A 24,134-nucleotide genomic window follows, 5' to 3' on the forward strand; every position below is an offset into this window, starting at 1 on the left:
TGGAAAGTGACCGAACAAACCGAACACTCGCAGCAGTCCCTCAACCCTGATAGCTTGGTCACATCACTGCATTGGCCCAGCGATGTTTGAACGCTTCACCGAGAAGGCCATCAAGGTGATCATGCTGGCCCAGGAAGAGGCTCGCAGACTTGGTCACAACTTCGTTGGTACCGAACAAATCCTCCTCGGCCTGATCGGCGAGGGAACAGGGGTTGCCGCCAAGGTCCTCAAGTCAATGGGCGTCAACCTCAAGGATGCCCGGGTTGAAGTTGAGAAAATCATCGGACGTGGATCCGGCTTTGTCGCTGTTGAGATCCCCTTCACTCCCCGCGCCAAGCGTGTTCTTGAGCTGTCTCTGGAAGAGGCCCGTCAGCTTGGTCACAACTACATCGGTACTGAACACCTACTGCTCGGTCTGATCCGTGAGGGTGAAGGTGTTGCTGCCCGCGTGCTGGAGAACCTCGGTGTCGATCTGGCCAAGGTGCGCACACAAGTGATTCGGATGCTGGGTGAAACCGCTGAAGTCACCGCCGGTGGAGGTGGCGGTGGTGCCAAGGGATCCACCAAAACCCCTACCCTCGACGAGTTTGGCAACAACCTCACCCAGCTCGCCACCGAAGCGAAGCTTGATCCGGTGGTGGGGCGTCACAACGAAATCGACCGAGTCATCCAAATCCTGGGTCGCCGCACCAAAAACAACCCCGTTCTGATCGGCGAGCCGGGTGTCGGTAAGACCGCCATCGCTGAGGGCCTGGCCCAGCGCATTCAGCAGGGCGACATTCCCGACATCCTTGAAGACAAGCGCGTACTGACCCTGGATATTGGTTTGTTGGTGGCCGGCACCAAGTACCGAGGTGAGTTCGAAGAGCGCCTCAAGAAGATCATGGAGGAGATCAAGGCGGCCGGAAATGTCATCCTCGTGATCGACGAGGTGCATACCCTGATCGGTGCCGGCGCTGCTGAGGGGGCGATTGACGCGGCCAACATCCTCAAGCCGGCCCTCGCCCGCGGTGAATTGCAGTGCATCGGCGCCACCACCCTGGACGAGTACCGCAAGCACATCGAACGGGATGCCGCCCTGGAGCGCCGTTTCCAGCCGGTGAATGTGGGTGAGCCGTCCATCGACGACACCATCGAAATTCTTCGCGGCCTGCGCGAGCGTTACGAGCAACACCACCGCCTCAAGATCACCGACGACGCCCTTGTTGCGGCCGCAACCCTTGGCGATCGCTATATATCGGATCGCTTCCTGCCCGATAAGGCCATCGACCTAATCGATGAAGCAGGTTCCCGCGTGCGTCTGCTCAATTCGAAGTTGCCCCCCGCAGCTAAGGAAGTGGACAAGGAATTGCGTTCGGTCCAGAAGCAAAAGGAGGATGCCGTCCGCGATCAGGACTTCACCAAGGCCGGTGAACTGCGCGAGAAGGAAGTGGAACTGCGGGAGCAGATCCGCTCTCTGCTTCAGGCCAACAAGGATGAGGTTAAGGCTGACGCAACCTCTGGATCCGGTGAAACAGTTTCAGCCGAATCGTCTGCTTCAGACAGCTCACCGATGGTGAACGAAGAGGACATCGCCCAGATCGTTGCCTCCTGGACCGGTGTTCCGGTGCAGAAGCTCACCGAGAGCGAGTCGGTCAAGCTGCTCAACATGGAGGAAACCCTCCACAAGCGTCTGATTGGTCAGGACGAAGCCGTTAAGGCGGTGTCCAAGGCCATCCGCCGTGCTCGTGTCGGCTTGAAGAACCCCAACCGCCCGATCGCCAGCTTCATCTTCTCCGGCCCCACCGGTGTGGGCAAAACCGAGCTCACCAAAGCTCTGGCGACCTATTTCTTCGGCAGCGAGGAGGCGATGATCCGCCTCGACATGTCGGAATTCATGGAGCGCCACACGGTCAGCAAGCTGATCGGCTCGCCTCCGGGCTACGTAGGTTTCAACGAAGGCGGTCAGCTCACCGAGGCGGTGCGTCGCCGGCCTTACACCGTGGTGCTCTTCGACGAAATCGAAAAGGCACACCCCGATGTGTTCAACCTGTTGCTGCAGCTTCTGGAAGACGGCCGTCTGACCGATTCCAAGGGCCGCACGGTCGACTTCAAGAACACCCTGATCATCATGACCTCGAACATCGGTTCGAAGGTGATCGAGAAGGGTGGCGGCGGCCTCGGCTTCGAGTTCTCCGGTGAAAGCGCTGAGGAGTCTCAGTACACCCGTATCCGTTCCCTGGTGAATGAGGAGCTTAAGCAGTACTTCCGGCCTGAATTCCTCAACCGTCTCGACGAAATCATCGTCTTCCGTCAGCTCAACCGCGACGAGGTGAAGGAGATCGCCGAGATCATGCTCAAAGAGGTCTTTGGCCGCATGGGCGAGAAGGGCATCACCCTCACCGTGTCCGATGCGTTCAAGGAGCGCCTGGTGGAGGAGGGCTACAACCCTGCATATGGCGCACGTCCGCTGCGTCGGGCCGTCATGCGTCTTCTCGAGGATTCCCTCGCCGAAGAGGTGCTGTCGGGTCGGATCAAGGACGGCGACCACGCTGAAGTAGATGTTGATGAGAACAAGAAGGTGGTGGTCCGCCACAAAGGTCAGGTGGACACGGCACCGCAACTCGCCGGTGCCAGCGTCTGATGGGTCGATCCATCTCGTCCCACTCCATTGCCCCCGCCAGAGTTTTGCGGGGGGATGGAGCTTGGGATGAGTCCTTGCCTCAAATCAAATCTCTCTGCTCACGTCCGCTCGTGCTGGGTCGCAGTGCTTCCACTGCGGTTCAGCGACAGCGCTTAGTGTCGGATCTTCTGGCCCAGGGGCTTAAAACTTTCCAGGCTCAGCTTCAGTTCGACTGCTGTGAGCAGGATCTCCAGAGGGTGGCTGCGGAAGCCCAGGGCTGTGACGCCGTTTTGGCCGCAGGGGGCGGAAAAGTACTGGACGCCGGCAAGTTGCTTGCCCATCGCCTTTCCCTGCCCTGCATCACCGTTCCACTGAGCGCCTCCACCTGTGCCGGCTGGACGGCTCTCTCCAACATCTATTCCCCTCAGGGTGCTTTCGAAGGGGATGTGGCCCTCGATCGCTGCCCTGATCTTCTTGTCTTCGATCACGGCCTGGTGCGCCAAGCCCCACCCCGCACGCTGGCCAGTGGAGTCGCTGATGCCCTAGCGAAGTGGTACGAAGCCTCGGTGAGCAGCGGCGACAGCAGCGATGGTTTGGTGCAGCAGGCAGTACAGATGGCACGGGTGCTGCGGGATCAACTGCTGATCGACAGCCTCACGGCGCTGAAGGATCCAGACAGTGAAGCCTGGGTGCGCATCGCCGAAGCCTGTGCTCTCACCGCTGGGGTGATGGGAGGACTGGGCGGTGCCCGTTGCCGCACTGTTGCGGCCCATGCCGTTCACAACGGCCTCTCCCAGATGCAGGCCTGTCACCACGTTCTGCATGGCGAGAAGGTGGGCTTCGGAATTCTTGTGCAGCTTCGCTTGGAGGAACGTCTGGGCGGCAACCGGCTTGCAGGCCAGTCGCACCGCCAGCTGTTGCCATTGCTGCGGCAGCTTGGTTTGCCTGTCAGCCTTGATGATCTGGGTCTGGCGCAGGCCAGTCTCAGTGAGTTGCAGGAGGTGTGTCGCTTCGCCTGCCGTGATGGTTCCGATCTGCATCATTTGCCCTTCGCTGTGACGCCTGGTGCTTTGCTGGAAGCCCTTGTGGGTGCTGCGGAATTCAGCCCCAGCAGCCTTTGAAGACGCTTCTGGATCAATTGCGGCCGGCTCTGCTTGACCCGCAGGCCGAGTCTCTGTCCGCTGAGGTGCAGTGGTTGAAGTTGCCGGCTCTGGGTGTGGACGATCCGTTCCCGGTGGCGATGCTCGGCCAGGGCTCTCCGTTGTTGCTGCTGCATGGTTTCGACAGCAGTTTTCTCGAATACCGGCGCCTGGCTCCCCTCCTGGCAGATCGCTTTCAGCTGTTCATCCCCGACCTGTTTGGTTTTGGTTTTTCGCCGCGTCCCCAGGGCCTCTCCTACGGGCCAGAGGCTGTGTTGCGGCATCTTGATGCCCTGCTGGAGCGGCTTCCCACCGATGCTCCCCTGGGCCTGATCGGGGCCTCAATGGGAGGCTCCGTGGCCGTTGAGTTGGCCCGGCGTCATCCCGAGCGTGTGGCTTCTCTGCTGCTGCTGGCTCCTGCCGGTCTCACAGGGCGTCCGATGCCTGTTCCCCCCTTGCTGGATCGTTTTGGGGCCTGGTTCCTGGGGCGTCCTGGCGTGCGGCGGGGGCTGTGTCGCCAGGCATTCGCTGATCCCGATGCGGATGTGGGTGCTCCGGAAGAGCAAATCGCCTCGTTGCACCTGCAATGCCCCGGCTGGGCTGAGGCCTTGGCGGCCTTCGCCCGCAGCGGTGGTTTCGCTGGATGTGGGACTCCCCTGCCCTCCCAATCTCTGCACGTGATCTGGGGTGATAAGGATCGGATTTTGCGTGCTCCGCAGAAGCAGGCGCTTCAGGCCTTGCTGGATCAGCCTGTGGAGACCTTCCCCTCCTGCGGCCATCTCCCCCATATCGATCAGCCCAGCAAGGTGGCTGAACGGTGTCAGGCGCTGTTGACCCATGGCTGATCCCGTTCTCAATCTGCTGGCAGGGGCCCTGCGCCTGTGGATTCGCAGCCAATGCGACACCATCGGCAGCCTCGAACTGGCCCTGAACGGCTCCAGCTGGTCTTTGCTGCGGGGGCGTCTGGATGGTGTGACCCTCACGGCGAGGGATGCCTGTTTCCAGGGGCTGCCCTTGAAGCACGTTGAGTTGCGCAGCGGTCCGATTGCGGTGGACATGAAGCTGCTCAGTCCCGGTCAGATGCTGGCTCTGAAGCAGCCGTTCCAGGTGGCGGGCGAGGTGAGCTTCAACGGCCCTCAGCTCAACAGCGCTTTGCTGGCCGAACCCTGGCGCTGGCTCGGAGACTGGATGGCTGAGCAGCTGATGGGGCTCAGCCCGTTGGGGGCTCTTCGCATTGACGTGGCTCTGCTCGAATTACAGGTGCCCGTCGCTGCCCATCAAGACCCTGTTTGCCGTCGCTTCCGCCTCAATGCTGAGAAGGGAACGTTGTGCTTCCGGCCGGAGACCTCCGATGAACCGCGCATCTTGCTGCCGATGGACCCCGCCATTCGAATCGAGCAGGTGCAGCTGGCGGGTGGCCAGCTGGCTCTCAAAGGCCAGGCCAGCGTCACCCCTTAGCGCTGCTTATGGGGCTAACAGCGGTTGGCACAGAGCGATCGCGTAAAAGACCACAGCAGGGGTGAACAAATAGCTGTCGATCCGGTCCAGGATCCCGCCATGGCCGGGCAGTACGTCACCGGAATCCTTCACGCCTGCATCGCGTTTCATCATCGATTCCGTCAGGTCTCCCACCAGGGCAAAAAGAGCGATTAGTGCCCCCAGCAGCAGGCCCGGCAGGCCATGCAGCGCCCAGCCCATCAGCTGGCCGCAGACCAGGCCGATCAGCATGGCCGAGATGAATCCCCCGATCGCCCCCTCGATGGTTTTCCCGGGGGAGATCGGTGAGAGGGGCCGTCTCCCGTAGCGCCGTCCCACTGCCCAGGAGCCGATGTCGGTGGCCACGATCATCAGACAGGCCGACAGCGTGATCTCCAGACCGTTTTCCAAACCGCGCAGACTCAGCCAGTGGCTGGGCAAAAACCCGAGGTAGAACAGCCCGAAGATCGATGCCGCAATGTCGGCGATGGAACCCGTCACCGGTTGCAGCAGCAGCCAACCGCAGATGGCGGCTCCAGAGAGGGGCAGAACAGCATGGGCTACATCAGCTGGCAGCCCGCCCTGGATCGCCCACTGGGTGGTGAATAGAAGCAGTTGGCAGGCCACCAGGGTGGTTTTGGTGGCGGGGCGAATTCCCTTGAATTGCGCCATCCGGAAGAACTCCAGCAGGCCAAGGTGCACCATTCCCCCCAGCGCGGCGGTGAACCACCACCCCCCCAGGCTCACGACAAGCAGGCCAAAACCGCCCACACCGAGGCCACTGATCAACCGCTTGCGCAGGGCTGCTCGGGCTGCTGGGGCTTGGCTCTGTTCGAGGACAACCTCACGGATCACGCTGATTGGAGGCGTCCTGGGTTCACACTATCAATCGCTGTTGGTCGTGATCTCGAGGCTTGAGGACACCTTTGCCGTCCCAGATCAGCCCCCGCTCACCACAGACAGTGCGTCGGGGATCTGGTCTCCCCAGAACAGCTGCTGGCGTTCAAGCCAGCGCTGCCGCTGGCGATCGAGGCGTTCGCCCGGAATTAGCAGGGGGATGCCCGGTGGGTAAGGGCACAGCAATTCAGCCGCGATGCACCCCTCCGCATCCTTCAACCCCACCAGCTGATGCTCCGCCGTCCAGGCCTGGGTCGGTGACTGGGCTGTGGAGGTGACCAGCGGAAGCGGTGGGGCTTCGAACGCCGGCAAGGGAGGGCGATCGGGGAAGTGCCGCAGCAGGTTCTGCCAGTGGTTTCGCATCTGTCGTTTCAGCCCTCGGTGGCATGCCAGCCCCAGGCAGAAGGTGAGGCTGGCTGGTTCCGGCAATTCGCCCATCAACCCGCGGGGGAGGAACCAATCGTCGGCATCTAGGCCGGTGATGCCCGCCTGCCCCGTGTGCAGGATCAGGCGCAGCGGATCCTGGTTGCTCAGCAGAGGCACGCCGCTGTGACGCAGGCCATCGGCGAGAGCTGCAGCCTCCTGCAAACGCTGCAGCAATTGACGGCGTCCCTTGCGTCGTTGCCAGTGTTGAAGGGCTTCTTCGCAGGAGGCCAGTAGCAGCGCGCTGGGGCTGGTGGTTTGCAGCAGGCCCAGGCTGCGTTCCACGCGCACGGGATCCAGACGCTCCCCCTGCAGCCAGAGCACCGCCGTTTGCGCCAGTGCTGCAGCCGACTTCTGCAGGGAATGCACCACCAGATCAGCGCCGCAGTGCAGGGCGCTGGGGGGTAGGGGATGGTCCACCCCAGCGGCGAAATGGCAGCCGTGGGCTTCATCCACCAGCACGCAACAGCCCTGTTGCTGCAGCCGTTGAATCACCGCCGTTGGGTCATTGGCATAGCCCTGGTAGGTGGGATGCACCAGAACCGCAGCACGGATGGGTGCTCCATCGCGGGGCAGGGCCTGAAGCACCCGTTCGATCCAGGCCGAATCCGCCGGTGCCGGCTGGCCCCGGTCGCTTTGAAAGGGGAGATCGAACAGCACCGGGCGCAGGTCCCCAAGAACGCAGGCCTGAATCAGGCTGCGATGGACGTTGCGGGGCAGTAGCACCCGCTCTCCGGGCCGGACCATGGCCAGCAGTGCGGCCTGCAGCAACCCCGTGGCCCCGTTCACCCCGTACCAGCAGCGCGCCACCCCCATCTCTGCCGCGGCGGAGCGTTGGCTGTCCGCGATGGCGCCGTCCGCCTCCAGCGGACCGCCAAGGGCTGGCAGTTCCGGCAGGTCCCAGACGCCGGCGCGGCGTCGCAGCAATTGACGCAGTCCATCCGGAAGGGCAGCCCCCCGTCCGTGGGCCGGCAGAAAGAGGGGCTGACCGAGGCGACGGGTGAGTTGGGGCAGAAGAGCCATCAAATCCCCCTGATCTCCTTAAAGTCTCTCTCTGTACTAAGCGCGATGCGATGCGTTACGACCCCGGGCGGGATCTCGGCTGGCTGCTGTTGCGTCCCTGGGTCGCCATTCCGCGCCTTGTTCAGGTGCTGTGGTCCTTGGCGGGGCTGGTGCTGGTGCTGCTGCTGCGTGGAGGCAGCAATGACCCAGCCGTTCAGCAGGGGCTGGCGCGTCGCATTCTCAACGCCCTGACGGGTCTGGGGCCCTGCTTCATCAAACTGGGACAGGCCCTCTCCACCCGACCTGATCTGGTGCGTCGGGACTGGCTGGAGGAACTGACACGCCTTCAGGACGATCTGCCGGCCTTTCCCCATGCCATAGCCCTGGCTTGCATCCTCGAGGAACTCGGTGCTCCGGCCGAGGAGTTGTTTGAGGAGTTTCCCGACACGCCGATCGCAGCCGCCAGCCTGGGCCAGGTATATAAAGCCCGTCTGCAGGGTCAGCACTGGGTTGCGGTGAAGGTGCAGCGGCCCAATCTCACCTTCATCCTGCGGCGTGATCTGGTGTTGATCCGAGCTATGGGGGTGATGACGGCGCCGCTGCTGCCGCTCAACCTTGGTTTCGGGCTGGGCGGAATCATTGATGAGTTCGGCCGCAGCCTGTTCGAGGAGATCGATTACGCTCTAGAAGCGGACAATGCCGAGCGGTTTTCGGCGCTTTTCGCGGACAATGACGCTGTCTACATCCCCAAGGTGGAGCGGATGCTCAGTTCCACCCGGGTGCTGACCACCACATGGATCGATGGCGCCAAGATGCGCGACAGCGAACAGCTGCGTTCCCAGCGTCTTGACCCAACGGCGTTGATCCGCACCGGCGTGATCTGCGGTCTGCAGCAACTCTTGGAGTTCGGCTACTTCCACGCCGACCCCCACCCCGGCAACCTCTTCGCCCTACCGGGTCGCACCGGCGATCTCGGCCATGTGGGGTATGTCGACTTCGGCATGATGGACTCCATCAGCGACAGCGACCGGCTCACCCTCACCGGTGCTGTGGTGCACCTGATCAACCGTGATTTCTCCGGGTTGGCCAAGGACTTCCAATCCCTCGGGTTTCTCAGCCCCACGGCCGATCTTACGCCGATCATTCCTGCCCTAGAAGAGGTGCTCGGCGGCAGCCTTGGCGACTCGGTTGGATCGTTCAACTTCAAGGCGATCACCGACCGCTTTTCGGAGCTGATGTTCGATTACCCCTTCCGGGTGCCGGCGCGCTTCGCTCTGATCATTCGGGCCGTCGTCAGCCAGGAAGGTCTTGCCTTGCGGCTGGATCCGAACTTCCGGATCATTGCTGTGGCCTATCCGTACGTGGCCCGTCGACTGTTGGCGGGAGACACCAGCGAGATGCGCGAAAAGCTGCTGGAGGTGATCTTTGATGAATCAGGTCGCCTGCGCCTGGATCGGCTGGAAAATTTGCTGGATGTGGTGGGTCAGGACGCTCCCGCTCCGGGCAAGGAACTGATCCCTGTGGCCGGAGCGGGCCTGCGGCTGCTGCTCAGCCGAGATGGTGCTGAACTGCGCAAGCGTCTGCTGATGACGCTGATCCGTGACGATCGTCTGCACACCGACGACGTGCGTGCCCTAGTCGGCTTGCTCGGACGCAACTTCGGCCCTGGGCGTCTGGCCGGCGGCCTGTTGCAGCGTCTCAACCCGTTAGCGGCAGCGTGATCATGAGATCACGACTCCAGCGAGATTGTCGAACCCACCGCTAAGGTCTCAGCTCTTTGAGATCGGCGTCGATGCCTGAGGAGATCAGCGCCCAGGAGCTTGAGCAGCTGCTCCAGATGATGACTCTGCCCCAGCCCCCCTACCTGCTGGCAGGCATCGGTTTGTTGATGGGTGTGCTCTGCGGCCTTACCTTCGGCCGTCAGGTACAGAACAAACTGGATGGCTGGAAACAGGACCGGCTCCCCCTGATGCCCCTGGGGACTGCCGAGATCAACCTCAGCTACGCCGGCACCCTTATTGGGGTGACCCTGTTCATCGGCTGCTGCCTTCAGATCTTCGGGTTTGCCTCAGGCGCTGCCCTGCTGGTGGCCCTGCTGCTCTCGCTGCTGACCGGTGGAGCTTTGTTCTCTCAGCTGGAGCGCCTGATGCAGCAGGTGGAAGCGGGCAAGTTCAAAGCGGTTGATTTCGACAACTTCGACGAATTCTTCTGAGCCTTGTTTTGCCTGGCCTCTTCATCAGTGATCTGGGCCCTTAAGCGAAGCCGCTGATCTGCTTAGTCGGTATGCGACCCCGGGCAGAATGGATTTGCTCCCGCCATATGGATGTGACAACCCTGTCTGCGGCTATCTCCACCCGTAGTCTCCTCGTGGTTGAAGACGACGACAGCATCCGGGAAACAGTCGGAGAGGTACTGCGCGCGGAAGGTTTCGAGGTCCAAACTTGCGCCGATGGCGCTTCAGCCCTCAATCTGATCACCGCTGAAACTTCAGATCCGGTGGATCTGATCGTGCTCGATCTGATGCTCCCGGGCTTGGGAGGGCTTGACCTTTGCCGCGAGCTCCGTCGCATCAACAACACCACCCCGATCCTGGTGATCAGTGCCCGTGACAGTGAGACCGATCGGGTGCTCGGGCTGGAGGTGGGCGCCGACGATTACCTGGTCAAACCCTTTGGGCTGCGCGAGCTGGTGGCACGTTGTAGGGCTTTGCTGCGGCGATCTAGTCAATCGGAGACGTCGGCCCCTCAACCGCATTCCTTCACTCACGCCAACCTGTGCCTGTTTCCCAGTGAATGCAGGGTCACCAGGGATGGCATGGATCTGACCCTTTCCCCCAAGGAATACAAGATCCTCGAGCTGTTCATTCAGAACCCCAAGCGCGTCTGGAGTCGCGATCAGCTGCTGGAGAAAATCTGGGGTGTTGACTTCATCGGTGACACCAAAACCGTGGATGTTCACATCCGCTGGCTGCGGGAAAAGGTTGAGCAGGAGCCTTCATCGCCTCAGTTGATCCTTACGGTTCGCGGTTTCGGGTATCGCTTCGGCTGAGGGCGTTGTGGTGATCTCTGCCGCACTCGGCTTTGCAGCTGGCATCGGGATCACGCTTCTGCTGCAGCGTCGACGCCATGTTCTGGCGTCCAAGCGAAAGCCCAAGGAGCGCTCCATCGTCTTAAACGCTCCCCAGCTGCTGGCCTGGATTGATGCGGCCACCCAGGGCTGGATGATCCTGGCCCCGGACCACTCCATCGCTTACATCAACGACCGGGCCGAACGGCTGCTGCGCATCCCCTCCAATCGCCTGGTTCGTGGCATGAAGCTCCGGGATGTCCTCGATATTCCTGTTTTGGAGGAGTTGATCTTCAGCACCCCCTATCAGCTGCGTTCCCAACGATGTGAATGGGATCAACAGGGGACCCCGCTGGAGGCGGTTGTTCTGCCGGGCAGTGACGAATGCTGGCTGGTGCTGATCCAGAGCCGTCAGTCCCTCGAAGCCCAGCAGCAGCAACAGGAACGCTGGGTGAGTGATGTGGCCCATGAGCTCAAGACCCCCCTCACCGCCCTGATGCTGGTGAGCGATCGGCTGGAACTGGCCGTCAAGGAACACGACGCGGCTCTGGTGCAACGGCTGCAAAAGGAACTCCGGCGTCTTCAGCTGCTGGTGGAAGACTTGCTGGAGCTGTCGCGGTTGGAGAACAGTCTGCCTCATGACGACAGCGAGCATGTGCCCCTCACCCTGGAGGATCTGGTGGACAGCGCCTGGGGATCCATTAGCCCGATCGCGGAGGAACGGCGGGTGACGCTGCAGCTGGATCGCAGCGAATCCGGCCCCCTGAATGGTGACCAGCTTCGATTGCACCGTGCGGTGCTCAACCTTCTCGACAATGCCCTGCGCTACTCCCCTGATGAGAGCAGCATCGAAGTGTCCGTGCGCCAGAGCGGCGGCTGGTGGTTGCTCAGCATTCGTGACCATGGCCCTGGCTTGAGTGAGGCCGATCTCACGCGCATGTTTCAACGCTTCTATCGGGGGGATCCCTCCCGCACCCGCTCCAATCGCAGCGGCAGTGGCCTGGGACTAGCCATCGTGCAGCAGATCGCCGTCAACCATGGCGGCCGCACTGAAGCCCGCAACCATCCCGCCGGTGGTGCCTGCATGGATTTGCTCCTGCCCCGGGAGCCCCTGCAATGACGCGCCAGCGCCTGCAGAAACTGATCGCTGCTGCCGGCCTCTGCTCTAGGCGCCGGGCTGAGGAATGGCTGCAGGCCGGCCGCGTGACGGTAGACGGCCTGGTCGCCAGCGTTGGCGACCAGGCCGATCCGCAGCAGCAGACGATTCATGTGGATGGTCAGCCATTGCCGTCTCGTGGTGTCGCGCGGGTGCTGTTGATGAACAAGCCGGTGGGTGTGATCTGCAGCTGCGATGACCCGCAGGGTCGCCGCACGGTGCTTGACCTGCTGCCCCCGGAGCATCGGGCTGGTCTTCACCCCGTTGGACGTCTGGATGCCGACAGCCATGGCGCGCTTCTGCTCACCGATCTGGGTGAGCTCACCTTGAAACTCACCCACCCCCGTTACAGCCACGCCAAGACTTACCGGGTGTGGGTGAAGGGTGTGCCACCGGAGCCGGTCCTCGATCGCTGGCGTCGGGGTCTGCCCCTGGATGGGTGCTTGACCCGCCCCGCTCGGGTTCGCCGGTTGCGGACCTGGGGTGACCGCTCGCTACTGGAGATTGAGCTGCGGGAAGGGCGCAACCGACAGATCCGCCGAATGGCAGAAGCCCTGGGCCATCCGGTGCTGGACCTGCAGCGCACGGCCATAGCTGGGTTGCCGCTCGGTGATCTGGCCGAGGGGTGCTGGATCTGGTTGAGCGAGGGAGAATGGGAGCCCTTGCTCGAGCGGGCTGACCCGATGGATTGGCCCAACAGCCCATGCGTCTAAAGCGTCCAGGACTTTGGTGGCGACGTCCGTGCAAGGGCTCCAGCCCTGATGCCGGAACGGTTGAGGCCCAGGAGCAGCAACGTCAGGATCTGGGACTGCTGCTGCGACGGCGCCGCGAGGAGCTGGGCCTCTCGCTTCGTGATCTGGCCAATGAGACCCGGATCACCACCCCAGTGATCGAGGCCCTGGAGCGGGGCTGGCGTGATCGCCTGCCCGAGCGGGCCTATCTCGGTTCGATGCTTCCTCAGATCGAGCGTCGCCTGGCCCTGCCCGGTGGATGCCTCGACCCCCTGCTTCCCCCGCCGGTGTTGATGCGCCGCGGACCCGCCAAAGCGGGTCTGGGTCGCTTCACCCTGGGCAACATCGATGTGTTCACTACCTGGCAGGGAACGGTCGTTTACGCCGCGGTGATCGCCATCAGCCTGCTGGCCATCAACCGTCAACAACAGGACCTGGCACTCCGCAACAGCCTCAGCCTCGAGCCCGTGCGTGCTGATGTGGAGGCGATCACCCGTGGCTCGAACCCGGTGGGTTCAGACGAAGGCATCGCGGCCCTGCGCCCCCTGGAACAGGTTCAGAAACGCACGCCTCAGCAGTGGCTTGATCTGGTGCGGGGTGCCCTGCCGCAGTCCCAGGGGGTGCTGGAGGTTGTTGTGGCTGAGCCAAGAGAGCTGCAGCTCTCCAGCGGTGGGGGAGATCGGGTTCAATTCGCAACGAGCGCCGGCACGCTGGCTCTGCAGTTGCAGGCCCCGATCGAGGTGCGCCTGGACCCCCCGGCTGGTGCTGAGGATCAGGTGCTCTGGAATGGAGAGCCTCTGCTTGTGGATCAAGAGCGGCCGGGGATCTATCGGGTTAACAAATTGCCTGCTCCCGAGAGCGACCGTCCCCAGACCGCTCCCCTGCTTCCGTAGCCGCCCAAGGCATTCCTCAGCGCGGTATCGAAGCTGCCAAGCCTCCAGCTCCAGTTGCCTTCGCAGGTGCCGGGGGTGTTGAACCTGGCCCGGTCGTCGAGGTGCATCAGGTCCTGCAATGGGGCGATCACCAGGCCTGCGGTTGTGGCAAAGGCCATGTCGAGCAGATGCCAGGCCGGGGCACTGATCTCACCATTCACCCGCGTGGCGATGCGGCCCCGGCTGTCAGCATCCAACGCGTTCCACCAGCCCAGCGTTGTGGGGTTGTCGTGGGTGCCGGTGTAGACGACCCAGCGATGCCCATTAGTGTTTTCTGGCAGATAGGGGTTGTCGGATGCGCCGTCGAACGCGAACTGCAGCACTTTCATGCCCGGCAACCGGAAGGCGTCGCGGAGTTTCTCCACATCCTGTGTGATCACGCCGAGATCCTCGGCAATCAAGGGGAGGGAGCCACCGGCATCCCTGCGCAGTTGGCGCAGCAGGGCGTGACCCGGGGAGGGTTGCCACTGTCCGTTCTCTGCGGTGCTGTCACCACCGGGGACAGCCCAGAAGGCCGCAAGGGCCCGGAAGTGATCCAGGCGCAGCAGATCCACCATCTCCCGCTGGCGTGCAATTCTTTGCCGCCACCAGCGGAAGCGCGTGATCCGATGCTGTCCCCAGCGGTATACCGGTGAGCCCCACAGCTGTCCGGTTACCGAGAAGTAATCGGGCGGAACACCGCTCTGGGTGGTGAGCTGGCCGTTCTCCTTGACGGTGAAGAGCGAACGGTTGCTCCAGACATCGGTGCTGTCACTGCTCACATAGAAGGGCAGATCGCCAAACAGCTGGATGCCCAGGTTGGTCGCCTGGTGGCGGATCGCCTGCCACTGCCGGTCGAGTTGCCATTGGATCAGCTGTTCCCGCAGCAACGCGACCTTGTGTTGCTTCGCCCAGGCCTTGAGGGCTTTGTTGTCATGCCGGGCCAGCGGCAGAGGCCACTCCCACCAAGCGGTCTTGTGTTGATCGTGCAGAACCTGGAAACGGGCATGTTCCTGCAGCCAGCTGCGCTGCCGTTGTGCCCAGCGCTTGAAGGCGGCATGTCGCACTGGATCCTGCTCAGGCCAGGCGTCAAGCAGGGCATCCCCTAGGGCACTGGCCCGTTGCTGGGCCAGGTTGAACTCCACACGCTCCGCACCCTCCAGCGGTGCATTAGCTCCTGGCGCGCTCCTGAGGCTGTCAGCGTCGATGAACCCCTCGTTGGCCAGGTCCTGGCCGTCGAGGAACCAGGGGTTCAGGGCATTGCAGGAGGGAGAGCTGTAGGGCGAGCCTGTGGGATCCGGCGGGGCCAGGGGCAGCATCTGCCAGACGCCGATATCGTGATCGGCCAGCAGCTGGAGCCAACGGCGGCAGGGCTCTCCAAAGCTGCCGCAGACGGGGCTGCCCGGCAGGGTGGTGGGATGCAGCAGCACCCCGGTGCTGCGCCCCCTCCCGGCCTTCGCCGGGTCAACGGTGGACTGATCCATGGGGGGGCCTTGGTAACCCAAGGATGGCGGCTTCAGAACAGCGCCGCATCCCCCAGATCTTGCCCGGCCATGCCCTCCCGGGCCACGCGCTCAAAGAACTGCTCCAGCGTGTCGGTTCCATAGGACGGAGTTGCATCCGCGTCGTAGCACTCCTTCTGCTCGTCCCAAACGAGCATCGATTCGCTGGCGTAGTAGCGGCCGATTCGACCAAATTCCGCCGTGTCGTTGATTCCTGGGAACAGTTGAGCCAGGGCGTCCAACAAGGCGATCGGCGCATCCATGAGGGCAATTGGCACCGAGAGCATCCGTTCGGGTTTGTTCAAAGCCCGGAAGAGCATCTCTCCCTGCTCACGGGCGCTCAGTGCCGGACCTGGCCCCCCAATGGGCAGCACCTGGTTGCGTTTGGACTCGTCATGGATGCAGTCCGCCATGAATCGGGCCAGATCGTCTTCGCTGATCGGCTTGCAGCTGGCCAGGGTTCCACCTCCAAACATTACGTAGGGGCCGCCCTTGCGGCAGCTTTCCACCTGTCCGCCCAGGCTTTTGAAAAAGGCGGTGGGGCGAACGATGGAGTGGCTCATCGCCTCATCCGCCTGCAACACGGCTTCGAAGGCCAGCTTCGCCTTCTGAAATTCCAGCAGCGGTTTCTGCACACAGATGGCCGAGAGCAGCACGTAATGGGCCACCCCGGCCGCCCGTCCCTGCTCATAGGTGTTGAGGGTGGCTGCGTAGTCAATCGCCCAGGAATCCTTGCGGCCGCCGGTGCGGGACGCCAGGCAACTCACCACCACATCCGTGGGTTGATCGAATGCCTCGGCTGCGATCGAGGCTGGATCGGTGACATCCCCGAAGCGCACCTCAGCTCCAGGGAAATCGGCGATCACCTCGTCCCTGCTCTGGCAACCACCGATGCCGCTGCGCTCGCGGGCGAAGGCGATCACCTGGTAGCCCCGTTCCACCAGTTCTTTCACCACAAAGCGGCCGATGTAGCCCGTGGCTCCGAACACCACCACGCGCACCTGTTCGGGTGGTCGGCTGCGGTAGTCGTGGCGGAGGGACATCGATGACGGCTTCACGGGGCCCAGGCTAGGAACTGGAGATCTGGGCGAAACTAAGCGCCGTTGCGGTTCGTCCAGCGAAATGAACTGGTTGTCGCCACCCCGAGTTCGTGGTGCGCTGTGTGTAAGTGCTGCCGTGATGGGGATTGGTGTGACCGGGTGGTTGATGGCAACCCTCTGGCCAAAACCCGATCGTGTTGCCGCGGGCGCTCCGCTAAGTGCTAATCAACCTGAAACTCTGGCCCCCTTCCCGGAGGTCCCGGTTACGGTGTTGGTGATCGGTGTTGATGCGGATCGGCTGGGTGCCGCCTCCAATCAGGCCGCGCCCAAGGGCCCTCCCAATGCCGATGCGCTGCTGCTGCTTCGCATTGCCGCCCAGGAGCCGCTTCAGGTGCTCCAGATCCCCACGGAGCTCGGTGTTCAACTCCCTGGTGAAGAGAATCCGGGTCGCTTGGCGCAGTTGTGGCGACGGGGTGGCGTCAGTCTCCTCAGCGATGCCATCCGCGACATTGTTGGTCTTCAGCAGGGTGATCCGAAGCGCTATGTGGTGATGCCCCGTGCCGCCCTACGCCGCCTGGTGGATGGTCTGGGCGAGGTGGAGGTGGTGTTGAGCGACTCCTACAAACGCCAGGACAAGACGCAGAACTACACCGTCATGCTCCAGGCCGGACGACAGCGTCTCAACGGTGCCCAGGCGGAACAGCTGGTGCGCCATCTGCCCGATCCCAAGGCTGTCCCCCAGCGTCGCCAGCGCCAAAACATCCTTGTTGAGGGGCTCATCGAAAAGGTACAGGCCCCCAGTGGCATCGAAGTGATCCCTGGTTTGGTGAACCAACTGAACACTGAGGTGGAGACCAACCTCAGTCGTTCGGAGCAGTTGAGCCTGGCCGCGGCGATCATCGCTAGCCCTGAACCCGTACGGATCAGCCGCCTCCCCCTGGCCGAGCGGGCCGGTGAGCAGACCTTGCGCCAGATCGACGCCGGCGTCAGCCTTCCCCTGTGGCCCCAGCGCTAGGCGGGGCTGCGGAGTTGCAGCCTCCGGGCAAGGGCGTCGACGCATTCCGTCTGATCCGGATGCTGTTCATCGGGAATCCAGCCCAGCCAGCTGAGGCCGTCCCGGCGTCGCGCTGGGCCGTTCCAGGGGCCCTGGAGCTGCACCAGGCCGAGCAGCGGCACCTGCAGTTCCCGGCAGAGCGCTGCGTAGGCCGCGGCGGCGCCAGAGATTGAACCGTCCTGTTCTGCAGTGGTCAGCAGCAGCACCGGCTGACGCCAGTCGGCCAGGGCTTGGAGCCAGCTGATATCACCCTGCGGGGTCGGCCGGGCTGCGTCGCCGCTGAGCCGCACCAGCCCTGTTGCCGCCGGGTTGGTCTGCAGTACCTCAGCTGGTGGTGCACCACTGGCCACCGTGGTGAGAGGGCATCGGCAAGCCCGTGCCAGGGCTTCGCAGGCCTGACGCATTTTGAGCTCAGGAAGCGGACCCGCACCCACCAGCAGTGGGAAACCTGTGGACATGGGGGCACTGCTCACCTCTACCATCGGATTACAGCAGAATTCGTTCCGCGGGCGCCGTGACAAGTTTCCTGACAGCAGCCCGTGCCGAACAGGAGCAGATGACACCTGACAGTCGCCGTCTGCGTCTGTTCAGCGGTACCTCGAATCCCGCTCTGGCCAAGGAGATTTCCGCCTATCTTGGAGTCCCAGATGGTCCTCGCGTCTGCAAGCGTTTTGCCGACGGTGAGCTCTACGTGCAGATCCAGGAGTCGATCCGTGGCTGCGATGTGTTCCTGATACAGCCCACCTGCGCACCGGTGAACGACCACCTGATGGAGCTGCTGATCATGGTGGACGCCTGCAGACGGGCTTCCGCACGGCAGATCACCGCCGTTGTGCCTTACTACGGCTACGCCCGAGCCGACCGCAAGACCGCTGGTCGTGAATCGATCACCGCCAAGCTCACGGCCAACCTGCTGGTGACGTCGGGCGTTGATCGCGTGCTGGCGATGGACCTTCACTCAGCCCAGATTCAGGGTTATTTCGATATTCCCTGCGATCACATCTACGGATCTCCCGTGCTGGTTGATTACCTCACCACGCAGGATCTGGGAGATGTGGTTGTGGTGTCTCCTGACGTTGGGGGCGTGGCGCGGGCCCGGGCCTTTGCCAAGCAGATGAATGATGCTCCGCTGGCGATCATCGACAAGCGCCGTACCGGCCACAACATGGCCGAAAGCCTCACTGTGATTGGTGATGTGGCGGGGCGGACTGCGATCCTGATCGACGACATGATCGACACCGGCGGCACGATCTGTGCGGGGGCACGGTTGCTGCGGGAGCAAGGGGCCAAGCGGGTGCTGGCCTGCGCCACCCATGCCGTCTTCTCTCCCCCCGCCAGCGAACGTCTGTCCGTTGAAGGCCTGTTTGAGCAGGTGGTGGTGACCAACAGCATTCCGATTCCGCAGGATCGGGTCTTCCCTCAGCTGAAGGTGCTCTCCGTAGCCAACATGCTGGGCGAAGCCATCTGGCGCATCCACGAAGAGAGCTCCGTGAGCTCGATGTTCCGCTGATCGTTGGCTTGCGGGCCATGGACTGTTGGATGAGCGGGCTTGGTTCGGCTTGATCACGGTTGATCCGCGCCATCCTTGAAGCCCGGTGCTGCAACGGCGTTGGCTCAGCGGTGGAGGCCTCAGTTTGGTGTCGCTCTGGCCAGTCTGATGGCGTGGCTTCCGTCACCTCTGATGGCCGAGTCCCGACTGGACCGTTTGCTCCGAAACCGCAGCATCATGGGGGTGTGGCTGACCAATAGCCCCAGTCAGCTCTATTACGACCGGAAGCTCATCAGCACTGCAATGAAGCAGCTGCAGGATGCGGGGTTCAATCGCGTTGTGCCCAACGTCTGGAGCCGCGGCACCACGTTTCATCGCAGCCGCTTCGCTCCAGTGGAGCCGCCGCTGCAGAAGGCTGGGATTGCTCTTGATCCCATTTGCACCCTTGCGGCGGAAGGTCGGCGCCGCGGCATCAAGGTGATGCCCTGGTTTGAGTACGGCCTGATGGAGCCGGCCGATTCTTCCGTTGTGAGCAACAACCCAAGCTGGGTGTTGGCCAAAGCCAATGGCCAGCGTTGGATGGCGATGCATGGCAACCATCGGATGGCCTGGCTCAATCCAGCCCATCCGGAGGTTCGTGCCCGCTTCATCGGCTTGGTGGTGGAAACCTTGAAGCGCTGTCCGATGGATGGCCTTCAACTGGACGACCACTTCGCCTGGCCGGTGCAGTTCGGTTATGACCCCACGACCGTGGCTCTGTACCGGCAGGAAACGGGACTGGCACCTCCTCGGGATCACAGCAATCGGCAGTGGATGAAATGGCGCCGCAATCAACTCACCTCTCTCTTGCGTGAGCTACGGCAACGTCTCAAGCAGGAGCGCCTCTCCACAAAAATCAGCCTGTCTCCTGGCCCCTTCCGTTCGGCCTACAACCTCTGGCTGCAGGACTGGGAGCTCTGGTCTTTGGGCGGGCTGATTGAAGAGTTGGTGGTTCAGAACTATGCCTATTCGGTTCGAGGATTTGCCAAAGACCTGGATCAGCCGGCGCTGCGCAAAGCCCGCAGCTGGGGCATCCCCACGCAGATTGGCGTGTTGGCGGGATTCGGCAAACGCACCACCTCGATGGCCGTTCTGGAGCAAAAGGTCCGCCTGGCACGCCAACGCGGTCATGGCGTGATTTTCTTCTACTGGGAAGGGTTATGGGGCAAGCATGTGGCGGAGCGGTATCGAGATCCTCGTCGCGCTGCATTCACCAGGATTGGATCTGATTGACCAGCAGGCCTGACTCGTCACGATCTTTATTTAGCTTCATGAAACAGTTCACCGAAACAAGTTCCAAACCCTATGAACGTCACCACTACCGCGTTTGGTTGTGTGATGGGTCGTTCAAGGATGTCGAGAGCTACGAAGAAGCGCAACACGTTTGGTATTTCAGTAAGACACGCCCAAAAATAATTGAGGTGATGCAACCGAAGCGACGAAGCAGTGCCAAAGGCTTTTAGACGTTTTGTTCAATGTGCTGTTAATTGATCGGCTTGGGTTCGATTCAGCTAACCGCAGTTATCTTTTTTTACGGAAGGGTCACGTTGAGGGAGCAGCCTCGCTAAGGTACTGTATCATTAAATATTAGGCCTCTTAAAATATATCTCCAATGATGAATAGTTTGCAACACTTCGGAATTTTGAGCAATGAATCAGTTTGAACTTAACCAGCTTCGTTCCAAGCTGCGGCGGCTCGATCTCGATGATCACTTCATCGAGCAGTACATCGATAAGTTGATCAGGAACAAAGAACCGTTTGTGACGGCATCGAAGGCCATTGATCGTTGGGACAAGAAAGATTCAGGCCAATTTGTGCTCCAAGCGGTCGCATGCGGCTTGATTGCAGCTTTGGCTGGTGGTTGGTTCGCCGTTGTTCAGTAGCGGGGTGAATGGAGCCATGCGCGATGCAAGCCTGATCGCCCTGTTCAGCTTGGGGATGGCCTCAACGCTAACTGTGTTGTTCTTTGCCTTTCGCCGCACCTTCCGCCTGGAGCAGGAACGCACTTTGATGCGGAGAATGCGCCGCCGCCTTGATCGGATGTTCCTGAAGCAAAAGCCATAAAAAAGGCTTCCCCATCACTGTTGCTCTGCGGTCTTGGTCCTGTAAGTGAACAGAAGAGCCAAGCACAATGTTCCGATCAGCGGGCCCGGGGGTAGGTCAACAGCAATCGCCAGCATCATTCCGCCACCACACAGAAGCAGCCCCGTGCTTGCGCTGCGGAGCATGAGCTCCTTCAGGCTTCGGCTGTTTTCCACGTGCATCAGAACCGGAGCGCAAAGCAGGCCAATCACCAGAATCACACCCACGGCAGTGATGGCGCTGATCACCACCAGGGCGGTGATCAGGCTGCAGATCAGCCGAATCAAGAGCACCGGTCGTTTGGCGATGGCTGCCCCCTCAGGGTCGATGCCAACGAAAACCAGGTCGCGGTAGCCCCAAATCAACATCGCCAATAGGGTTACGGCTGCAAAAGCAGTTCGCAGCAGATCTGTTGTGTTGGCGGCAAGCAAGTCGCCGAACAGAATCGTTTCCAGGTCTACCCGGGCGTCCAGCAGGGGAACCAACAGCACGCCCAGGGCCGTGAAGCCGGCCAGAACGGTGTTCATGGCGCCTACTTCCCTGTCCTTGAAGCGCCGGTTCAGGCTTTCAGCCACCAGTGCGCCAAGCAGTCCACTGATTAGGCCGCCGATGCTTGGGTCGATGCCGATGGCCAGGGCGACCACCAAGCCGGGCAGAACGGAATGGGCCATCAGGTTGGCCAGCAACACCCGGCGTTGAGTGATCAACAACGCTCCAGTGGCTGGACAGATGGCGCCGATCAATAACGAAATCGTCAGTGGTAGAAGCCACCAGATATCGGGTTCAACCACAGCAATGGCTCCCCATCATGCAAGTCAGGTCGCTTAATTTTTCGCGAACGCTGTTGGGTGATCCGTTGGCCAGGATCTGGCCGTCCATAACAACAACCTGGTCGTAGCTGTCGAGGGCGCTGCCCCAATCGTGGCTACTCACCAGCAGCGTCTGGCCTGCTTCCGCCTGATCCCGCATCACTTTGAGCAGATGGTCTCGCGTAGGTGGATCGATTGCGCTGCAGGGTTCGTCCAGCAGCAGGATCTCGGTCTGCTGCATCAAAGCTCTGGCCAGCAGAACGCGTTGTTGCTGGCCGCCGGAGAGCTGGTTGAGGCGTCGTGATCCAGTGGCTCCCATGCCGACGCGTTCCAGCAGCTGTTCGCAGTGGTTCTTTGTTGTGGCTTTGCCCTTTTTGGGCGCCCCCAGCTGAACCATGTCGCGAGCGGTGATCGGAAACGACCAGTCAATGGCTGCCCGCTGGGGCATAAGGCCAATTGGCTTGCTGGAGTTGACCGTTCCCTGGCTGGGTGTCAGTCGCCCCTCCAGCAAGTGCAACAGCGTTGACTTGCCGGCTCCGTTGGGACCTACCAGCGCTGTAAGAGTTCCCGCTTGAAGTTCCAGGTTGACTCTGTCGACGGTGTTGCGGCCCCCGTAGCTGAAGCTCAGTTCGGTTGTGCTCAGCACAGAAAGCGAATCGTTCATCAACCCCTTGGTGGTCTGACTTGGGCCTCTTGTTGTTTTGCACACCCCATGGTGGCAACCGATCTGGCGATCGACAGAATGATAATCATTCTCACTTGGTTGGCCATGCGTCCTTCCCTGGCTCAATCTGCAGGGGTGTGTGTTGCTCTGGCAATAGGCGCTTCCGTTGTTCCGGCCAATGCGGCTCAACCTGTGGTGGTTGCCGTCGACGGCACGCTGTGCGATCTCACCAAGACTTTGGCTGCAGATGCTGCTTCGGTGACTTGTCTGATCCCCCCGGGTGGTGATCCACACTCCTATCGATTAAAGCCTAGTGACCGTGCAGTGATCGCAAAGAGCGATCTCATTTTCCATATCGGTTTTGGGCTCACACCTTCTGCCACCAAGCTCAATTCACCAGGAATGGTTGTGGCTGTGGGTGAAATCGCCCTCCCGTCGTATCGCGGTAGTGACCCTCACATCTGGCACGATCCTGCACATTCTGCTGGGATGATTCGGGTTGTCTCTGGTTCTTTAGAGCCTCTTTTGCAGGACAGCGATCGTTCGGCTTTGCGGCAACGAACAGCTAAGGCTGTAGCTGTATTCAAGGCTCTTCAGATATGGCAAGAAAAGCAGTTCAGTTCTTTGCCCTCGGCGCAGCGGGTCATAGTGACCGATCACAAGACCTACAGCCATCTCGCCGATCGCTTTGGAATTGTGGAGATTGCGATGTTGGACAGCCACACAACAGGTGGAGTCTTGCGTCCCTCCAGTCTCAAAAAAATTACTGAGGAGGTGAAGTCTTCTGGTGCAAAAACAATCTTTTCTCCTGCTGCATCCCCGAATAAAACCCTAAAGCGCATCAGCAAGAGTACTGGTTTGCCTATCTCGAAAACTCCGCTCTACGGAGAAGGAATTGCTGCAGGTCGTAATGCTGTTTCAACTGCGACTATGAATGCCTGCACGATTGTTAATGGTCAGGGTGGTTCTTGCGATATCACAAGTGCCAATACATTAAATGCTGAATGGTCTTCTATTCGTTGACCATCTCTCTATTCAACTTCCATTTCCACTCTTTCTATTCCATGATCCGTACTCGTCTTCTTCTCCTGGCTCTACTTTTGAGTCCCTTTGCTTCCATGTCTCCAGCCTATGCACATGGTTCACATGGAGGCGGTACAGAATTGGAAGCTGGTGAATTTGATTTCACTCCCCTTTTGACCGTTGAGGGTCATGTTGGATTTGATGATAATCTTGAAATTCCAGAAAAGCACATTGCAGCCGACTTTTTAATAGGTGGCGAATTTGCTTGGGGTCTTGGTAATGCTAAGCAGTTTTCTCTAAGTGCTTTCGTGGGACCTGCTTTGGTCAGAGGTGGAGCAGAGCACTTCTACGGTGAAATCCACGCAGAGGATCATAGTGAGGAAGAGCATGAGGCTCATCCGACTCGCTCAAGGGTTGATTTTAAGGCTTATCTGGAGGCTAATTACAAGCATTCGGATAGACTTAGTTTGCAGGCTTATTGGAACCCATATCTAGTTACAAGTGACGAACTAGAATTCCATGCTGAGGAAAATGAATGGGAGAAATTTGAATCCAAGGGTATTAAGAATGAGTTGGGTGCAAAGGTTAAGTATGCATTCGGCGATGGAGATGTTGACTTCGGTCTTGGAGATTCTGTCTCTGACCTGATCGATGGTGCATATGTATCAGTTGATCATCGGCAAGGTTGGGGTGTGGATGGAGTTTTTATTGGAAATTACACTGATCCTCGTCTCGGAGTTGGTTTTAATTACGGCGAAACATCTTTCCAGGTAGAAGCCGGTCCTCGGTATTACACTCCTGGTAGCTATGCCAGCGATCTTGATTCCCGTACTGACTTTGCAGGCGAGATCATCATCTCCCGACCAGTCAATGAAGATATTGAATTTTTTGCGCACTGGAAAGTAGTTTATTCTTGGGATAAGACGGAAGGATGGGGTCGTGGGTATCAACATCATGTTGGAACCGGTATTACATATAAGTTGTGAGTTAAGGTTTTTGAGTATGCCCCGCCAATTTATTGGCGGGGCT

Annotated in this window: 23 protein-coding genes; 16 read left to right on the top strand and 7 right to left on the bottom strand. The window is 60.8% G+C overall.

All coding sequences use genetic code 11. From position 1 onward, the window contains the following. Positions 1 to 82: 82 nt before the first annotated feature. From Syncc8109_RS04210 to Syncc8109_RS04225, 4 genes are read left to right on the top strand one after another with little or no spacing between them, the layout of a single operon-like run. Positions 83 to 2,623: an ATP-dependent Clp protease ATP-binding subunit gene (locus Syncc8109_RS04210; RefSeq protein ID WP_006850860.1), complete on the top strand. Its 2,541-nt coding sequence runs from the start codon at positions 83 to 85 to the stop codon at positions 2,621 to 2,623. Beyond that, complete coding sequence (locus Syncc8109_RS04215; RefSeq protein WP_006851424.1) at positions 2,623 to 3,723, top strand: iron-containing alcohol dehydrogenase family protein; 1,101 nt, start codon at positions 2,623 to 2,625, stop codon at positions 3,721 to 3,723. Before Syncc8109_RS04210 ends, Syncc8109_RS04215 begins: the two co-directional genes overlap by 1 nt. Further along, complete coding sequence (locus Syncc8109_RS04220; protein ID WP_006851005.1) at positions 3,720 to 4,586, top strand: alpha/beta fold hydrolase; 867 nt, start codon at positions 3,720 to 3,722, stop codon at positions 4,584 to 4,586. The genes Syncc8109_RS04215 and Syncc8109_RS04220 overlap by 4 nt, the downstream gene beginning before the upstream one ends. Beyond that, positions 4,579 to 5,199, top strand: a complete 621-nt coding sequence (locus Syncc8109_RS04225) for a DUF2993 domain-containing protein (protein WP_006850272.1) — start codon at positions 4,579 to 4,581, stop codon at positions 5,197 to 5,199. Before Syncc8109_RS04220 ends, Syncc8109_RS04225 begins: the two co-directional genes overlap by 8 nt. A 6-nt stretch (positions 5,200 to 5,205) precedes the next feature. Here Syncc8109_RS04225 and Syncc8109_RS04230 read toward each other — a convergent pair whose 3' ends face one another. Further along, positions 5,206 to 6,072, bottom strand: a complete 867-nt coding sequence (locus Syncc8109_RS04230) for a phosphatidate cytidylyltransferase (RefSeq protein WP_006850167.1) — start codon at positions 6,070 to 6,072, stop codon at positions 5,206 to 5,208. Between the two features lie 84 nt (positions 6,073 to 6,156). After that, positions 6,157 to 7,560 (bottom strand): aminotransferase class I/II-fold pyridoxal phosphate-dependent enzyme, encoded by a 1,404-nt coding sequence (locus Syncc8109_RS04235; protein WP_006850023.1) that lies wholly within the window; start codon positions 7,558 to 7,560, stop codon positions 6,157 to 6,159. A 50-nt stretch (positions 7,561 to 7,610) separates the two neighbouring features. Here Syncc8109_RS04235 and Syncc8109_RS04240 point away from each other — a divergent pair, with 50 nt between their 5' ends. The 6 genes from Syncc8109_RS04240 to Syncc8109_RS04265 all read left to right on the top strand — a co-directional run bounded on the left by Syncc8109_RS04240 (position 7,611) and on the right by Syncc8109_RS04265 (position 13,385). Further along, positions 7,611 to 9,260, top strand: coding sequence for an AarF/ABC1/UbiB kinase family protein (locus Syncc8109_RS04240; RefSeq protein WP_006850630.1), 1,650 nt, complete (start codon positions 7,611 to 7,613; stop codon positions 9,258 to 9,260). A gap of 71 nt (positions 9,261 to 9,331) precedes the next feature. Further along, positions 9,332 to 9,751, top strand: a complete 420-nt coding sequence (locus Syncc8109_RS04245; protein ID WP_006850033.1) for a hypothetical protein — start codon at positions 9,332 to 9,334, stop codon at positions 9,749 to 9,751. Between the two features lie 107 nt (positions 9,752 to 9,858). After that, positions 9,859 to 10,587 carry a response regulator transcription factor gene (locus Syncc8109_RS04250; RefSeq protein WP_006852042.1) on the top strand — a complete coding sequence of 243 codons (729 nt, stop codon included), beginning with the start codon at positions 9,859 to 9,861 and terminating at the stop codon, positions 10,585 to 10,587. 7 nt (positions 10,588 to 10,594) lie between these two features. Continuing rightward, positions 10,595 to 11,725, top strand: a complete 1,131-nt coding sequence (locus tag Syncc8109_RS04255; RefSeq protein WP_006851445.1) for a cell wall metabolism sensor histidine kinase WalK — start codon at positions 10,595 to 10,597, stop codon at positions 11,723 to 11,725. Further along, positions 11,722 to 12,474, top strand: a complete 753-nt coding sequence (locus Syncc8109_RS04260; RefSeq protein WP_006850346.1) for a pseudouridine synthase — start codon at positions 11,722 to 11,724, stop codon at positions 12,472 to 12,474. The genes Syncc8109_RS04255 and Syncc8109_RS04260 overlap by 4 nt, the downstream gene beginning before the upstream one ends. Beyond that, the gene (locus Syncc8109_RS04265; protein ID WP_025362209.1) at positions 12,465 to 13,385 is read left to right on the top strand and encodes a helix-turn-helix domain-containing protein; all 921 of its coding nucleotides are present in this window, start codon (positions 12,465 to 12,467) and stop codon (positions 13,383 to 13,385) included. Before Syncc8109_RS04260 ends, Syncc8109_RS04265 begins: the two co-directional genes overlap by 10 nt. On the opposite strand, the gene malQ is transcribed toward Syncc8109_RS04265, so the two are convergent. Both malQ and Syncc8109_RS04275 read right to left on the bottom strand, forming a co-directional pair. Next, positions 13,319 to 14,887, bottom strand: a complete 1,569-nt coding sequence (gene malQ / locus Syncc8109_RS04270; protein WP_006851315.1) for a 4-alpha-glucanotransferase — start codon at positions 14,885 to 14,887, stop codon at positions 13,319 to 13,321. The genes Syncc8109_RS04265 and malQ overlap by 67 nt on opposite strands. 32 nt (positions 14,888 to 14,919) lie before the next feature. After that, positions 14,920 to 15,948 (bottom strand): NAD(P)-dependent oxidoreductase, encoded by a 1,029-nt coding sequence (locus Syncc8109_RS04275; RefSeq protein WP_006851588.1) that lies wholly within the window; start codon positions 15,946 to 15,948, stop codon positions 14,920 to 14,922. A gap of 79 nt (positions 15,949 to 16,027) precedes the next feature. Between Syncc8109_RS04275 and Syncc8109_RS04280 the strand changes: the two genes are divergently transcribed. Beyond that, positions 16,028 to 16,960: an LCP family protein gene (locus Syncc8109_RS04280; protein ID WP_006850112.1), complete on the top strand. Its 933-nt coding sequence runs from the start codon at positions 16,028 to 16,030 to the stop codon at positions 16,958 to 16,960. On the opposite strand, the gene Syncc8109_RS04285 is transcribed toward Syncc8109_RS04280, so the two are convergent. After that, entirely contained in the window at positions 16,957 to 17,457 is a 501-nt protein-coding gene (locus Syncc8109_RS04285) for a hypothetical protein (RefSeq protein ID WP_006849588.1), read from the bottom strand. The genes Syncc8109_RS04280 and Syncc8109_RS04285 overlap by 4 nt on opposite strands. 56 nt (positions 17,458 to 17,513) lie before the next feature. Here Syncc8109_RS04285 and Syncc8109_RS04290 point away from each other — a divergent pair, with 56 nt between their 5' ends. The 3 genes from Syncc8109_RS04290 (at position 17,514) to Syncc8109_RS12190 (ending at position 20,591) form a co-directional block, all read left to right on the top strand. Further along, the gene (locus tag Syncc8109_RS04290; RefSeq protein ID WP_025362210.1) at positions 17,514 to 18,509 is read left to right on the top strand and encodes a ribose-phosphate pyrophosphokinase; all 996 of its coding nucleotides are present in this window, start codon (positions 17,514 to 17,516) and stop codon (positions 18,507 to 18,509) included. 147 nt (positions 18,510 to 18,656) lie between these two features. Continuing rightward, positions 18,657 to 19,760 (top strand): family 10 glycosylhydrolase, encoded by a 1,104-nt coding sequence (locus tag Syncc8109_RS04295; protein ID WP_045172899.1) that lies wholly within the window; start codon positions 18,657 to 18,659, stop codon positions 19,758 to 19,760. Between the two features lie 624 nt (positions 19,761 to 20,384). Then, a complete protein-coding gene (locus Syncc8109_RS12190; protein ID WP_232202459.1) occupies positions 20,385 to 20,591 on the top strand; it encodes a hypothetical protein in 207 nt (68 codons plus the stop codon). 14 nt (positions 20,592 to 20,605) lie between these two features. On the opposite strand, the gene Syncc8109_RS04310 is transcribed toward Syncc8109_RS12190, so the two are convergent. Both Syncc8109_RS04310 and Syncc8109_RS04315 read right to left on the bottom strand, forming a co-directional pair. Continuing rightward, the gene (locus tag Syncc8109_RS04310) at positions 20,606 to 21,400 is read right to left on the bottom strand and encodes a metal ABC transporter permease (protein WP_006849647.1); all 795 of its coding nucleotides are present in this window, start codon (positions 21,398 to 21,400) and stop codon (positions 20,606 to 20,608) included. Then, entirely contained in the window at positions 21,393 to 22,082 is a 690-nt protein-coding gene (locus tag Syncc8109_RS04315; protein ID WP_006849875.1) for a metal ABC transporter ATP-binding protein, read from the bottom strand. The genes Syncc8109_RS04310 and Syncc8109_RS04315 overlap by 8 nt, the downstream gene beginning before the upstream one ends. Positions 22,083 to 22,130: 48 nt before the next feature. Between Syncc8109_RS04315 and Syncc8109_RS11625 the strand changes: the two genes are divergently transcribed. Together Syncc8109_RS11625 and Syncc8109_RS11630 are read left to right on the top strand one after the other, a co-directional pair. Beyond that, the gene (locus Syncc8109_RS11625) at positions 22,131 to 23,105 is read left to right on the top strand and encodes a metal ABC transporter substrate-binding protein (protein ID WP_232202460.1); all 975 of its coding nucleotides are present in this window, start codon (positions 22,131 to 22,133) and stop codon (positions 23,103 to 23,105) included. 95 nt (positions 23,106 to 23,200) lie between these two features. Further along, positions 23,201 to 24,091, top strand: coding sequence for a hypothetical protein (locus Syncc8109_RS11630; protein WP_232202461.1), 891 nt, complete (start codon positions 23,201 to 23,203; stop codon positions 24,089 to 24,091). The last annotated feature ends 43 nt before the right edge of the window (positions 24,092 to 24,134 follow it).

The organism is Synechococcus sp. WH 8109, assembly GCF_000161795.2.
In the GTDB taxonomy this organism is placed as follows: Bacteria; Cyanobacteriota; Cyanobacteriia; order PCC-6307; family Cyanobiaceae; genus Parasynechococcus.

Excerpts from the sequence above, each read along its gene's own strand:
- Syncc8109_RS04210 (WP_006850860.1), top strand. The coding sequence starts at position 83 with ATGTTTGAACGCTTCACCGAGAAGGCCATCAAGGTGATCATGCTGGCC.
- Syncc8109_RS04215 (WP_006851424.1), top strand. The coding sequence starts at position 2,623 with ATGGGTCGATCCATCTCGTCCCACTCCATTGCCCCCGCCAGAGTTTTG.
- Syncc8109_RS04225 (WP_006850272.1), top strand. The coding sequence starts at position 4,579 with ATGGCTGATCCCGTTCTCAATCTGCTGGCAGGGGCCCTGCGCCTGTGG.
- Syncc8109_RS04235 (WP_006850023.1), bottom strand. The coding sequence starts at position 7,560 with ATGGCTCTTCTGCCCCAACTCACCCGTCGCCTCGGTCAGCCCCTCTTT.
- Syncc8109_RS04240 (WP_006850630.1), top strand. The coding sequence starts at position 7,611 with ATGCGTTACGACCCCGGGCGGGATCTCGGCTGGCTGCTGTTGCGTCCC.
- Syncc8109_RS04245 (WP_006850033.1), top strand. The coding sequence starts at position 9,332 with ATGCCTGAGGAGATCAGCGCCCAGGAGCTTGAGCAGCTGCTCCAGATG.
- Syncc8109_RS04250 (WP_006852042.1), top strand. The coding sequence starts at position 9,859 with ATGGATGTGACAACCCTGTCTGCGGCTATCTCCACCCGTAGTCTCCTC.
- Syncc8109_RS04260 (WP_006850346.1), top strand. The coding sequence starts at position 11,722 with ATGACGCGCCAGCGCCTGCAGAAACTGATCGCTGCTGCCGGCCTCTGC.
- Syncc8109_RS04265 (WP_025362209.1), top strand. The coding sequence starts at position 12,465 with ATGCGTCTAAAGCGTCCAGGACTTTGGTGGCGACGTCCGTGCAAGGGC.
- malQ (WP_006851315.1), bottom strand. The coding sequence starts at position 14,887 with ATGGATCAGTCCACCGTTGACCCGGCGAAGGCCGGGAGGGGGCGCAGC.
- Syncc8109_RS04275 (WP_006851588.1), bottom strand. The coding sequence starts at position 15,948 with ATGTCCCTCCGCCACGACTACCGCAGCCGACCACCCGAACAGGTGCGC.
- Syncc8109_RS04280 (WP_006850112.1), top strand. The coding sequence starts at position 16,028 with ATGAACTGGTTGTCGCCACCCCGAGTTCGTGGTGCGCTGTGTGTAAGT.
- Syncc8109_RS04285 (WP_006849588.1), bottom strand. The coding sequence starts at position 17,457 with ATGTCCACAGGTTTCCCACTGCTGGTGGGTGCGGGTCCGCTTCCTGAG.
- Syncc8109_RS04295 (WP_045172899.1), top strand. The coding sequence starts at position 18,657 with ATGGCGTGGCTTCCGTCACCTCTGATGGCCGAGTCCCGACTGGACCGT.
- Syncc8109_RS04315 (WP_006849875.1), bottom strand. The coding sequence starts at position 22,082 with ATGAACGATTCGCTTTCTGTGCTGAGCACAACCGAACTGAGCTTCAGC.
- Syncc8109_RS11625 (WP_232202460.1), top strand. The coding sequence starts at position 22,131 with ATGGTGGCAACCGATCTGGCGATCGACAGAATGATAATCATTCTCACT.
- Syncc8109_RS11630 (WP_232202461.1), top strand. The coding sequence starts at position 23,201 with ATGTCTCCAGCCTATGCACATGGTTCACATGGAGGCGGTACAGAATTG.